Annotated in this window: 11 protein-coding genes and 1 tRNA gene; 8 read left to right on the forward strand and 4 right to left on the reverse strand. The window is 57.7% G+C overall.

Annotated features, from left to right (window positions below):
- Positions 1-11: 11 nt before the first annotated feature.
- The 3 genes from ade to AC2FHW_RS14200 all read left to right on the forward strand — a co-directional run bounded on the left by ade (position 12) and on the right by AC2FHW_RS14200 (position 3692).
- Positions 12-1814, forward strand: coding sequence for an adenine deaminase (gene ade, locus AC2FHW_RS14190; protein ID WP_496679271.1), 1803 nt, complete (start codon positions 12-14; stop codon positions 1812-1814).
- Positions 1811-3274, forward strand: coding sequence for an AMP nucleosidase (locus tag AC2FHW_RS14195; protein ID WP_496679274.1), 1464 nt, complete (start codon positions 1811-1813; stop codon positions 3272-3274). The genes ade and AC2FHW_RS14195 overlap by 4 nt, the downstream gene beginning before the upstream one ends.
- A gap of 130 nt (positions 3275-3404) precedes the next feature.
- Positions 3405-3692, forward strand: coding sequence for an HU family DNA-binding protein (locus tag AC2FHW_RS14200; RefSeq protein ID WP_142637567.1), 288 nt, complete (start codon positions 3405-3407; stop codon positions 3690-3692).
- 431 nt (positions 3693-4123) lie between these two features.
- Here the strand turns inward: AC2FHW_RS14200 and AC2FHW_RS14205 are convergent.
- Positions 4124-4200, reverse strand: a tRNA-Arg gene (locus AC2FHW_RS14205).
- Between the two features lie 115 nt (positions 4201-4315).
- Between AC2FHW_RS14205 and AC2FHW_RS14210 the strand changes: the two genes are divergently transcribed.
- Both AC2FHW_RS14210 and AC2FHW_RS14215 read left to right on the forward strand, forming a co-directional pair.
- A complete protein-coding gene (locus AC2FHW_RS14210; protein ID WP_142637565.1) occupies positions 4316-5341 on the forward strand; it encodes a LacI family DNA-binding transcriptional regulator in 1026 nt (341 codons plus the stop codon).
- Between the two features lie 3 nt (positions 5342-5344).
- A complete protein-coding gene (locus AC2FHW_RS14215; protein WP_496729521.1) occupies positions 5345-6559 on the forward strand; it encodes a winged helix-turn-helix domain-containing protein in 1215 nt (404 codons plus the stop codon).
- On the opposite strand, the gene AC2FHW_RS14220 is transcribed toward AC2FHW_RS14215, so the two are convergent.
- On the reverse strand, positions 6552-7250 hold the full coding sequence (locus AC2FHW_RS14220) for a fumarylacetoacetate hydrolase family protein (protein ID WP_271952606.1): 699 nt from the start codon (positions 7248-7250) through the stop codon (positions 6552-6554). The two genes, AC2FHW_RS14215 and AC2FHW_RS14220, sit on opposite strands and share 8 nt — an antisense overlap.
- Before the next feature lie 616 nt (positions 7251-7866).
- Positions 7867-8319, reverse strand: a complete 453-nt coding sequence (gene hpaR / locus AC2FHW_RS14225) for a homoprotocatechuate degradation operon regulator HpaR (protein ID WP_142637561.1) — start codon at positions 8317-8319, stop codon at positions 7867-7869.
- A gap of 228 nt (positions 8320-8547) precedes the next feature.
- Between hpaR and AC2FHW_RS14230 the strand changes: the two genes are divergently transcribed.
- Together AC2FHW_RS14230 and AC2FHW_RS14235 are read left to right on the forward strand one after the other, a co-directional pair.
- Positions 8548-9960, forward strand: a complete 1413-nt coding sequence (locus AC2FHW_RS14230) for a pyridoxal phosphate-dependent decarboxylase family protein (protein WP_271952609.1) — start codon at positions 8548-8550, stop codon at positions 9958-9960.
- A gap of 9 nt (positions 9961-9969) precedes the next feature.
- Complete coding sequence (locus AC2FHW_RS14235; protein WP_142637558.1) at positions 9970-10737, forward strand: aldolase/citrate lyase family protein; 768 nt, start codon at positions 9970-9972, stop codon at positions 10735-10737.
- Here AC2FHW_RS14235 and AC2FHW_RS14240 read toward each other — a convergent pair.
- Positions 10734-11876: a DUF3095 domain-containing protein gene (locus tag AC2FHW_RS14240; RefSeq protein WP_496729523.1), complete on the reverse strand. Its 1143-nt coding sequence runs from the start codon at positions 11874-11876 to the stop codon at positions 10734-10736. The two genes, AC2FHW_RS14235 and AC2FHW_RS14240, sit on opposite strands and share 4 nt — an antisense overlap.
- Before the next feature lie 141 nt (positions 11877-12017).
- On the opposite strand from AC2FHW_RS14240, the gene AC2FHW_RS14245 reads away from it, so the two are divergent.
- Positions 12018-13190, forward strand: coding sequence for an MFS transporter (locus AC2FHW_RS14245; protein WP_271952613.1), 1173 nt, complete (start codon positions 12018-12020; stop codon positions 13188-13190).
- Positions 13191-13208: the final 18 nt, after the last annotated feature.

Raw genomic sequence — 13208 nt, forward strand, 5'->3', positions numbered from 1 at the left:
AAAGTTGGGTCATGGAATTCACACCTTTCCCAAGCTGGCCCGATACCGCCCCCCGTCTGATCGCTGTCGCCGCAGGGCGTCAAGCCGCTGACCTTGTTGTCCGTAGCGGGATCTGGGTTAACGTGCACAGCCGCGAAGCCCTGCCCGATCATGACATCGCGATTGTCGATGGACGTATCGCCTATGTTGGCCCTGATGCTTCGCACTGCGTCGGCCCGAACACCCGGATCATCGAGGCAGAGGGGCGGTATATGCTGCCCGGCCTGTGCGACGGGCATATGCATATCGAATCAGGAATGCTGACCCCGGCCGAATTTGCGGGGGCCGTTATCCCTCATGGCACGACAAGCATGTTCACTGACCCGCACGAAATAGCCAACGTGCTGGGGCTGGACGGCGTTCGTATGATGCATGACGAGGCGCTGATGCAGCCCGTTAACATTTTCACCCAGATGCCCTCTTGCGCGCCATCGGCGCCGGGGCTTGAGACCACCGGTTATGAGATCACCGCCGAGGACGTGGCCGAAGCAATGAGCTGGCCGGGCATCATCGGGCTGGGTGAGATGATGAATTTCCCTGGGGTGATCAATGGTGATCCCGTGATGCTGGCCGAGATTGCCGCGACCCAACGGGCAGGGAAAACCGTTGGCGGGCACTATGCTTCGCCTGATTTAGGGCCTGATTTCGCAGCTTATGTCGCAGGCGGCCCTGCCGACGACCACGAAGGCACCTGCGAGGCCGATGCCATCGCGCGGGTGCGTCAAGGGATGCGGTCGATGATGCGATTGGGATCGGCCTGGTATGACGTGGAAACTCAGATCACCGCCATCACCGAGAAAGGGCTGGATCCGCGCAACTTCATCCTGTGCACGGATGATTGCCATTCTGGTACCCTGGTCAATGAAGGGCATATGAACCGCGTGGTGCGCCATGCGATTGCCTGCGGCTGTGATCCGTTGATCGCGTTGCAGATGGCGACCATCAACACAGCCACGCATTTCGGGTTGGAGCGCGATATCGGCTCGATCACGCCCGGGCGCCGGGCGGATATCATCCTCAGCTCGGACCTGAAGGACCTGCCCATCGAGCTTGTCATAGCGCGCGGCCAAATCGTGGCTGAGGACGGCAAGATCACTGTGGACTGCCCGCATCTGAATTGGCCTGGAGCCGCTCGAAACACCGTGCATCTGGGCCATGCCCTGACCAGCGCGGATTTTCAGATCGGGGCCCCTAAGGGGGCGAACCGCGTTCAGGCCAATGTGATTGGTGTGGTCGAAAACCAGGCCCCGACCAAAGCGCTAAAGGCCGAACTGCCCATCATTGGCGGCCTGGTTGAAGCCGAGGGTGAGGTCTGCCAGATTGCGCTTGTCGAACGCCACCGCGCAACGGGCGGGGTCACAAACGCCTTTGTCTCGGGGTTTGGATATCAGGGGCGCATGGCAATGGCTTCGACCGTTGCCCATGACAGTCACCATATGATTGTTGTTGGGACCGACCGCGAACAGATGGCCCTTGCCGCAAATCGGCTGGCCGAGATCGGCGGTGGCATCACCATTTTCCGAGACGGTGAGGAACTGGCGCTGGTGGAACTGCCCATCGCTGGACTGATGTCTGATAGCCCGGCAGCCGAAGTGGCCGCCAAGGCCGAACAAATGGTTCGGGCCATGCAGGCCTGTGGCTGTAAACTGAACAACGCCTATATGCAGCACTCATTGCTGGCTCTGGTGGTGATCCCTGAATTGCGGATCTCGGATGTTGGGCTGGTGGATGTGCGCAAATTTGAAAAGATCGATCTTTTGGAACCCCTTGCATGACAATAATACGAGCACCTAAGGCCCCCGCGCCCGAGAACTTCACCGATCCCGCAGCCGCGGTCGCAAGGTTGGAAGAACTGTACGAGCAAGCCACCAGCTTCCTGTGCGAGAACTTTGCCAATGTGATCGAGCACGGAGCACCAACTGAACGCTTCAGAGCCTATTACCCGGAAATTCGCATCAAAACCTCCTCCTATGCGCGGGTCGACAGCCGGCTAAGTTTTGGTCACGTCTCGGAACCGGGCATCCACTCGACCACTGTAACGCGGCCAGATCTGTTCCGGTCCTATTTGACTCAACAGATTGCCCTGTTGATCAGAAACCATGACCAGCCGGTCACGATCGGGGCCTCGGACACACCCATTCCGGTTCATTTCGCCGTGGCCAACAATCCTGATCTGATCGTTCCGCATCAGGGCGCCGCCGGATTTACCCTGCGCGATGTATTCGACGTACCGGACCTGACAACCACCCATGACGACATCGTCAATGGCGTCCATGACCACGAGGAAGAAGACGGCCCGCTGTCTTTGTTTACTGCGCAAAGGGTCGACTATTCACTGGCCCGGCTGGCGCATTACACTGCGACTGATCCCAGTCATTTCCAGAACCATGTGCTGTTCACCAACTATCAGTTCTACGTCTCGGAATTTGAAAACTATGCACGCGCGCAGCTGGCCGAACCAGACAGTGGCTATACCAGCTTTGTCTCGACCGGAAATGTCGAGATCACCACCGAAGGCGGAGTGCTGGAACAACCCCTGAAGCTGCCGCAGATGCCGACCTATCACCTAAAGCGGGCGGATGGATCGGGTATCACGCTGGTCAATATCGGCGTCGGTCCGTCGAACGCCAAAACCGCGACCGATCATATCGCCGTGCTACGCCCGCATGCCTGGCTGATGGTTGGCCACTGCGCCGGGCTGCGCAACACACAGGCATTGGGCGATTTTGTTCTGGCCCACGCCTATCTGCGCGAAGACAAGGTTCTGGATGATGACCTGCCGGTCTGGGTGCCGATTCCGCCTTTGGCCGAGGTTCAGGTTGCGCTGGAACAGGCTGTAGCCGAGGTCACCGAGCTGGAAGGTTATGAGCTGAAACGGGTCATGCGCACAGGCACCGTTGCTTCGGTCGATAACCGCAACTGGGAACTGCGCGACCAGTCCGGCCCGGTACAGCGGCTCAGCCAATCACGGGCAATCGCGCTGGATATGGAAAGCGCGACCATTGCCGCCAACGGCTATCGGTTCCGTGTTCCCTATGGCACGTTGCTCTGTGTTTCAGACAAGCCGCTGCACGGCGAATTAAAGCTTCCTGGCATGGCCTCTGCCTTCTATACCACACAGGTTAGCCGCCATCTCGCGATCGGAATTCGTGCGATGGAGCACCTGAGGGGCATGCCGCTAGAGCGCCTGCACAGCCGGAAATTGCGTTCCTTTGATGAAACGGCCTTTCTCTGAAGCAAAAAAGCAACGAATTCCCCCTATTTTTAGGGTTTTCGACGCTACTATTCGTTGTGTTCACCTACAATATCCCGTTACAGTTACGCGGTGAGGCCCTATTTATCGGGCACGTTAAGGAGACCAAGAAATGGCAAAGCCTATGACAAAGACTCAGCTGGTTGCTGCTCTCGCTGAGGAAATGGGAACCGACAAGAAAGCTGCGAACACTGCGCTGGAGGCCATGACCGGCCTTATCACCCGCGAAGTGTCGGCGGGCGGCGCGGTGACCCTGCCTGGTGTCGGCAAAATCTACTGTCGCGAGCGCCCCGAGCGCATGGTGCGTAACCCTGCCACCGGCGAGCAGTTCAAGAAAGAAGCCGACAAAGTGGTCAAAATGACCATTGCGAAGGCGCTGAAGGACAGCGTGAACGGCTGATCCAGCTTTCACTGCAAAACGATCAAGGGCCGCCGCTTGGGGGCCCTTTTTCTTTTACCCCCCTATTGAAGCCAGTTTTTTGTAAGGCTTTGGGAGGCCGGCCGTGGTCAGCCTGGTGTTATGCAATCTGAGATCAGCGAAGAATAAATCTAGCGCCGCGCTCATTAGCTGGGTGCGCAACAGGACCGGTGGCCTAAGCTGGCGAATGCCACAAATTCGCGAGGCTGGCCCCGTCACAGAACAAGAACGGACAATATCCGGTCGACTTTCGGACCAGTAATTTGTTTTGCCGCACTCGCCCCAAAAAGAAATTCATTCTCGGCGATGGATATTTTGATTGGCTCATCCGAACCAATTTTTAGTCATGTGTCACCTTTCGAAGCGAGTGAATTGTCTAAAGTATGGAAAATAAATGATTTCATTAGATATCTTGGCGACCCCGGCAGGATTCGAACCTGCAACCTGCCCCTTAGGAGGGGGCTGCTCTATCCAGTTGAGCCACGGGGCCGCGCAAAACTCTCTGTAGCGTGGTTTTTTCGGGTTGTCATCGGCTTTGAAGGGCAGTTGTAAAATGCGTCCTGTTCACGCTACCATCGGACAAAACAACAACGCAGGTGCACCCCGTGACCACAGAAAACAAACGCCCACTCACCCTTCGTGATGTTTCTGAAGCGTCCGGAGTGTCTGAGATGACGGTCAGCCGGGTTCTGCGCAATCGGGGTGACGTGTCGGATGCGACCCGCACACGCGTTCTGGCCGCAGCAAAAGAGCTGGGATACGTGCCGAACAAAATCGCTGGTGCACTTGCCTCAAGCCGGGTGAACCTTGTGGCAGTGATCATCCCGTCGCTGTCGAACATGGTGTTCCCCGAGGTGCTGACCGGCATCAATCAGATTCTTGAGGATACCGAGCTACAGCCAGTGGTCGGCGTCACCGATTATTTGCCCGAAAAAGAGGAAAAAGTCCTGTACGAGATGCTCTCGTGGCGGCCTTCGGGCGTGATCATCGCCGGATTGGAACATACCGATGCCGCACGCGCCATGCTGGATTCGGCGGGGATTCCGGTGGTCGAGATCATGGACACCGATGGTAAGCCGGTGGACGCGATGGTCGGGATTTCCCATCGCCGCGCTGGACGTGAGATGGCACAGGCGATCCTGAAAGCGGGCTATGAACATATCGGCTTTATGGGCACCAAAATGCCCCTGGATCACCGCGCTCGGAAACGGTTCGAAGGCTTTACCGAAGTGCTGGGCAAGCATGGGATCGAGATCGAAGACCGCGAGTTTTATTCCGGGGGCTCGGCCTTGGCCAAAGGCCGCGAGATGACTCAAGCCATGTTGGAACGCTCACCGGATCTGGATTTCCTGTATTATTCCAACGACATGATTGGTGCTGGCGGGTTGCTGTATCTGTTGGACCAGGGGATAGACATTCCAGGCCAGATCGGTTTGGCAGGGTTCAACAATGTCGAACTGTTACAGGGTCTGCCGCGCAAGCTGGCCACAATGGATGCATGTCGACACGAGATTGGGCGCAAGGCAGCCGAAATAATCGCCGTTCAGCTTTCCGATCCCACTTCCGAGGTCGAAAACCGCATAACTCTGACCCCCAAGATCAGTTATGGCGATACGCTGAAACGCCGCTGACCCATGGCGATGCAAAGGCTGAACAATCGGGCGGCCCGCGCCCTGTTCATGGACCGGCACGCGATGGCAGAACAGCCGTCCGGGGCTGCGAAAGGGCCTGACCTGCTTGAATTGATCAGGCGTCTGGGATTTGTTCAGCTGGACAGTATCAACACGGTCGCCCGCGCCCATGACATGATCCTGTTTTCGCGCAGGCCCGCGTATCGCGCCAAAAACCTCAAGCATGTGTATGAACGTGACCGTGGGCTGTTCGAACACTGGACCCATGATGCCGCAGTCATTCCGATGGAGTTCTACCCCCATTGGCACTTGCGGTTTCAGCGCGACGCTGACCTGCTGAAATCGCGCTGGAAAAACTGGCGTCGCGATGGGTTCGAGCAGCAATTTGAAACCGTATTGCAGCATATACGCGATCATGGGCCAGTTTCCTCGTCGGATGTGGGAAAAGACGAAAAGAAAGGCTCCGGCGGATGGTGGGATTGGCACCCGTCGAAAACCGCGCTGGAGTTCCTGTGGCGCTCGGGCGCGCTGACCGTGATCGGCAGGCAAGGGTTCCAGAAACGCTATGACCTGACCGAGCGGGTGATCGAGACGCATCTTTGCCCCGGCAACATGCCGTGTGACGCCGAACATACCGTGGATTGGCTGTGCCATGCGGCACTTGACCGGCTGGGGTTTGCGACCTCGGGCGAATTGGCGGCGTTTTGGGATACGGTCAGCACCGCAGAAGCCCGAAGCTGGTGCAAAACCGCCTTGACCGAGGGCCATGTCGAAGAGATCGAGATCGAATGTGCCAATGGTCAGGTCAGGAAACTGTTTGCACGCCCGGATGTTGCTGAACAAGCCGCGCAGATCCCCCCAGCGCCGGGTCGGATCAGAGTGCTGAGCCCGTTTGACCCCATGCTGCGGGACCGTGATCGCGCGCAGCGGCTGTTTGGGTTTCACTACCGGATCGAGGTTTTTGTTCCTGCCCCTAAACGCACCTATGGCTATTATGTTTTCCCGCTTCTCGAAGGCGACCGGCTGATTGGCCGGATCGACATGAAGGCCCATCGCGATCAGTCGGTGCTGCGGGTCAGCGCCCTGTGGCCAGAACGTACAGTACGGTGGTCAGATGCCCGCACGCGCCGCCTACAGGCCGAACTGGACCGGGTTCGTCGCTTTGCCGGGTTGGATGACATAGAATTTGCCGAGAATTGGCAAAAAGACCCTATTTAGGGTCTGATATAATCAATTTGACCGGCTGCAACCCGTCAATCTCACCCTCGAGTGAATCTCCGGGCTGAACCGGCCCTACACCAGCCGGCGTTCCGGTCAGGATCAAATCCCCTGGTCGCAGATGATAATAGCCGGACAAGTGACTTATGATCTCGTCAATCGACCAGATCAGCTCATCCAAGGTTGCGTCCTGCCGGGTTTCGCCATTAACGCGCAAAATGATGCGTTTTTGCGGGTCGGGTTGCCAATCGCTCACGCGGGTCAGAGGGGCAAATACGGCTGCATTCTCGAAATCTTTTCCAAGATCCCAAGGGCGCTGTTTGTTGCGCTCGCGAATTTGCAGATCACGTCGGGTCATGTCCAGGGCGCAGCCAAAGCCAAACACCGCTTCCTGCACCTGAGAAGTATCAGCCTGAAAAACCGGCTTTCCGATTGCAACAGCCAGCTCCATCTCATGGTGGAAATTTTCGGTCCCCGGAGGATAAGCCGTCGTCACCCCAGACAGGACCGCGTTTGCAGCGGCCTTGGTGAAATAGAAAGGGGCCTCACGGTCGACCTCATGTCCCATTTCAGCCGCATGTGCGGCATAGTTCCTGCCCACACAAAAGATTCGCCCAACCGGGTATGTGTCGTCCTCGCCGGTAACCGGCAAAGCGATCGGATCAGGAATAGAGAACAGGCTACCCATCATCATGCCGCCATAACACAGGTTAGTTAAAGTGGATATTAAAGGGCATAAACCAGAGCAAGTCGCAATCCTTGGAAACCCGCACGCCGGTTTTTGCCGACAATTCGGGGATGATTCGGCACAGGCTTGCCCAAATCGAACCGGTAAGCCTGCGCGTGTTTCAAAATTCGCAGACATGGCTACTTATGGCGCTGGGCTTACTTTCAACATGCGACTGAAAACACTGCGACAGCTCATTCAGATTTTAGCCGTCAAACCTTGGAAAACCGCTGTATCGCGCTAGCTTGTTGCTAACAGAAAGCGTTCAGCACTGAGACGTCACCACTCACAAAGGCGGCGGACCACCAATCCTCCGCCTTCTTGCGAAGACACCCGCGTGGACGGCAGAAATCGCTGAAATCCGGGTGCGAGTATTCAGAGGACCACGGCCAAACACCCATCCCCCTGGGTAAGTTTGCGCCTGAGAAACCCCGATTTTCGGGGTCTGATGTTCTCTGAAACGTTGCCGGATCGTTTGAACACCCCTCGTATCCGGCTGTAGGCCAGGCACATGGTCCACTCGGGCCTGGCCACTCCGCCAGAGAGGTCACAAAGGCCCTCTGGCGGGGCCCACACACTGTTAGTCCCGAGAATCTGATTGTAATTTCAACTGGTGCAGATCGTTGAGAAGATCCAGCAACGCCTCATGCCGCTCTGGTCCCAGCGTGTTGCGGATTTCTTCAGCCAAAAGCAACGTATAGTCGATGTTATCCCGGATAATCCCTGCCCCTTTGACCGTGATCTCAACTATCTGCCTGCGCTTGTCGACCGGATGGCTTTTCCGCACGACAAGGCCCTTGGCCTCAAGCTTTTGCAGAATGCGGGTCAGGCTGGGCAAAAGCAGACAGGCACGGTCAGCAATATGGGTGGGCTCTTGCGGGCCTTCCTCTTCCAGCACCCGCAGAACCCGCCATTGCTGCTCGGTTACGCCCGCCTCTACAAGCATTCTACGGATAGGCCCCATAACCCGTTCCCTCGCGCGCAGCAGCGCAATAGGCAAAGACCGGGACGTCAATGGAATTTCATGAGCCATGTTAAATTCTGGCCGAATTCGGTTCATTCTTCAACTGACCTTTCCGTGTTTGGAATTCCAGGCATTTATCGCTTATTAGAGCCTAAATTATTCCATTTCTCTCTGCGGAAACATGTTCAGAAAAATCTCAGACCACTGGATTCCTGCAAAGGGCGTTGACGTTTCAACCCGGATATTCATCACTGGCACAGGATCGAAAGCGGTGTTCAGAGAAGATTGGAAGATAAAATGAACTGGGATGAATTCTCGGATTGGGGCGCCAAGATTGCTGAGTGGGCACAGGATTACCATCTGACTGTCGGCGACAATCCGGTTCGGGCCAGAACGGAACCCGGTGATATTCTTAACGCCTTACCCGCGCGCCCTCCCGAGCGCTCCCAGGCGATGGAGGAAATCTTTCACGATTTCGAACAGATCGTGATGCCTGGGATTACCCATTGGCAACATCCTCGCTTTTTTGCCTATTTTAATGCAAACGCCTCGGCCCCGTCGGTTCTGGCCGAGTTTCTAACCAGCGCCATCGCTCCGCAATGCATGTTGTGGCAGACATCCCCCGCCGCGACCGAGATGGAGACGCGGATGATGGATTGGTTGCGGCAGGCCCTGGATCTGCCCACGGGCTTTGCAGGTGTCATTCAGGATTCCGCCTCGTCCGCGACCCTGGCCGCTGTGCTGACCATGCGGGAAAAGGCGCTGAATTGGCAGGGCAACCAACAAGGGTTGTTCGGACAGAAACCGCTGCGCGTATATTGCTCGGCCGAGGTCCATACCTCGGTTGATCGTGCCATATGGGTTGCGGGGATCGGGCAGGAAAATCTGGTGCGGGTGCCCATACAAGGCGACTGGCGCGGGATGGACCCACAGGCGCTGGAAACAGCAATCCAAGCCGATTTAGACTCTGGTTATCAACCAACCGGCGTGATCCTCTGCGTCGGCGGCACCGGAACCGGCGCGGCCGATCCGGTAGAGGAATGTCTGAAGATTGCGCAAAAATACGGGCTATATTCGCATGTCGATGCAGCTTGGGCTGGCTCGGCCATGATATGCCCCGAATACCGCCATTACTGGGAGGGAGTCGAGCAAGCCGACAGCATCGTGTTCAACCCGCATAAATGGCTGGGTGTTCAGTTCGATTGCTGCGCCCATTTTCTGAAGGACCCCGATGATCTGGTACGGACACTCGCGATCAGCCCGGAATTCCTGAAGACCCACGGCAAGGACGGGATCATAAATTATTCTGAATGGTCGGTACCGCTGGGCCGCAGGTTCCGAGCCCTGAAACTGTGGTTCGTCATCCGCGCCTATGGTCTGGAAGGGCTACGTGAAAGGTTGCGCAATCATATAACATGGTCAGTGGCTCTGCATGACCGGCTGAAAGCTGAATCCGATTTCGAAATCACCACTAACCCTATGTGGTCATTGTGGACATTCCGCTATGCCCCCCCTGGATCAACCGATCTGGACGATCTGAACCTACGGCTGGTCAATGCGATCAATGATGATGGCCGCATTTACTTGACTCAAACCCGCGTTGATGGCGACTTGGTGATCCGCTTTCAGGCCGGTCAGTTTGAAACCACGCATGCAGACGTCCAAATGGCATTTGACGTGATCACTGAAATCGCCCGCTCGCTAAACTAGAGGTTCCACATGTCCGCATCCGTCAACACGTTCAAACAAGCCCTGAAAAACGGCGACCATCTGATTGGGTGTTGGTCCAGCTTTGCTGAGGCGGTAACAGCCGAGATCATGGGCACTGCCGGATTCGACTGGCTGGTGATCGACGGTGAGCACGCGCCGAATGATATCCGGTCCATCCGGGATCAGCTGATCGCGCTGGCCGCCAGTCCGACACATCCCGTCGTGCGAATCCCGGTGGGCGACACCGCATTGATCAAGATGGTGCTGGACGCAGGTGCTCAGACAATCCTGGTACCGATTGTGGAAAGTGCTGAACAGGCGCGCGATCTGGTACGTGCCTGCCACTATCCGCCCCAAGGTGTGCGAGGCGTCGGCGCGATGGCCTCACGCGCAACGCAATATGGAACGGTTCAGGACTACATTCAGACCGCAGACGATCAGATATGTCTGCTGTTACAGGTGGAAAACCGCGCCGGTATCGCCGCATTGGATGCCATTGCACAGGTAGAAGGCGTGGATGGCGTGTTTATCGGTCCGTCTGACCTGTCCACTGACATGGGTTTTCAGGGAAACAGCGCCGCGCCCGAGGTCCAGGCGGTGATCGCCGACGCGATGAAGCGCATCGTTGCAGCAGGCAAAGCCCCGGGCATTCTTGGTGTCACGGATGAGGCATCGCAGGCCTATAAGGACATGGGCGCCCAGTTCCAGGCGGTGGGGATCGACGTGATGCTGCTGACACAGGCGGCGCGTGCCCTGGCCGCAAGGTGGAAGGCCTAAGCCCGCATCGCCGAGGCCGCCTGAGCATACCCGCCCGAGGCACCATCGACGAAATGGACGTGATCGTCACGGGTGGCCGAGGGGACAAAGCAGGTCATCATCGCCTCATCCTGCGCGTGCAGCCCGTATCGGATCCTGCCCTGTTTCCGGGCCTGTTCAAGAACGGTCTGAATCTGGTTCAGGGTGGCCGGGTCACAATCCAGCGTCATTTTCAGCCCGTCATCGAATTTGCGGAAATCCGCATTGCGACTGACCGTGCGCTTATAGTGTTCTGGCTCAAAATTCCCCAATCGCTTGCCAGATTTGAACAGCAGCCCGATCATCAAATTCTGCGCCAACAGCTTGATTTTCTGCAGCAAAAGATTGCGACCCGCACGGGACACATGGGCGTCCAGCGCCAATCCAGGCGGCGGCCAGCGGATCGGAGGGCCGCTTTCCGGCATCGGGTGGCCGGACCGGTCCAATCCTTCAGCGGCCACTAGAACAGCCCGTGACAGGTCGGCGAAATCGGTCTCGGTAGCGCGGGCAGTTGGCTGCACCACCACCGAGACAATCTGACCATTCTGCGCCTTGCTGTTGGACCAGCGGCAGGACAGCCCGGTCAAATCCGGCAGCGCACCGGGGGCTGCGTACGGAACCTCAAACCGGCCTGCTTTCATCTCGGCCTCGGCCCAGGCCAGACCACCGCCCGAGAACATCGCATAATCCACCCCCTCGGATGGCGCGTAACGCGCAACCCGAAGATCCTTGCCCGCCTGCCGGATTTCGGCGACGGGCACGACGGCCCCGCGCAGTGCGATCTCGAACTCTTCTTCCGCCCAGCGCCGCAAATCGGCCAGAACGCTACGTGCTGCCTCTGCCGCGCTTGCCGGTACGGCGAACCCGGCACCATCACCCCCAAAGACATAGGGAAATTCTTGCCCGCGAAGCGCATTGGTCATGGCCGAGATCACCGCGGCCCCAACCATGTTCACGGCCTTGTATCGTCCCCGCTCTATCTGACCGGTGGAATCCACGACATCTGCGACACCAAGAACCCATTCCGTCGGCACCGCGGTAAAGCGTTCAGGATCAGTCAGATTGTTAAAGTCCCGCAACAGCGGAAGGCTGTCATAAAATGCGGCCTGTGCATCTTTCATTGGTTCCTCGACAATATGAATAGACCTTCAGATAGCCCAAATTTGTTCGATGTCCGCTGAAAACATCATAGCACACGCGCTTGTACATATCACGGGGACATGCCAAGCATTTGCTGGCGGGTTGGGCGAAAGAGGCGTCTCATGAAAACCGGACTGGTGGTTCTGTGTCTGGGCTATGTGCTCAGCCAATTTTTTCGCGCCTTTCTTGCCGTTCTCAGCGTCGATCTGGGGCGTGACATCGGGGCAAGGCCCGAAGATCTGGCCTTTGCCTCGGGGCTTTGGTTTCTGGTCTTTGCCGCCATGCAACTGCCAGTGGGTTGGGCGCTGGACCGGATCGGGCCGCGTTTGACGGCTGCGGTTTTGTTGCTGGCAGGTGGCGCGGGCGGCGCTGCGTTGTTTGCAGTGGCCAGCACCCCGTTTCATATCGCAGTCGCGATGGGGCTGATCGGAGTCGGGTGCTCGCCCGTTCTGATGGCATCCTATTACATCTTTGCCCGCGAATACCCGCCCGCCCGCTTTGCCACGCTAGCAGCCATCATGCTGGGCGTTGGGTCGGTCGGCAATCTTGTGGCCTCCTACCCCACAGCACTTGCGGTCGAACTGATGGGCTGGCGCGCCACAATGGCTACACTGGCCATCGTCTCGGCCATTATCGCAGCGGGCATCTGGATCAGCGTTCACGACCCCAAACCGGTTGAGACCGATCATCGCGGGTCAGTACTGGACCTGCTGAAAGAACCTGCCCTGTGGGCCATCCTGCCGCTGATGCTGGTGGCCTATGCGCCGTCGGCGGCTACGCGCGGGTTGTGGGCCGGACCATACCTGAACGACGTGTTCGCCCTTGGCACCACCCAGATCGGCACCGCGACCCTGTTCATGGGGGCCGCGATGATTGCAGGCACCTTTGCCTATGGGCCGCTCGACCGGCTTTTGGGCACACGGAAATGGGTGATCTTTGGCGGCAATGCCTTGGGCGCGGCGGCGCTGGGGCTGTTGTGCCTGTGGATCGACATGGCAGTCTGGGTGTCAGTAAGTCTGATGGCGGTGATCGGTTTCATGGGCGCCAGCTTTCCGGTCATCATGGCCCATGGCCGCGCCTTCGTGCCGCCGCATCTGGTCGGGCGTGGCATGACCCTGTTGAATCTGTTCGGCATCGGCGGAGTGGGACTGGCGCAATTTGTCACCGGCCGCGTCCATGCCGCGACAGTGGACATCAGTCCAACCGCGCCCTACACAGCGATATTCGGCTTTTTTGCAGTCACGCTTGCCATTGGATGCGTGATTTACCTATTCAGCCGCGACAGCGTTGACTGACGCTGGAACCATCGGGAG

The sequence above is a fragment of the Ruegeria sp. YTSA108 genome, from assembly GCF_059610185.1.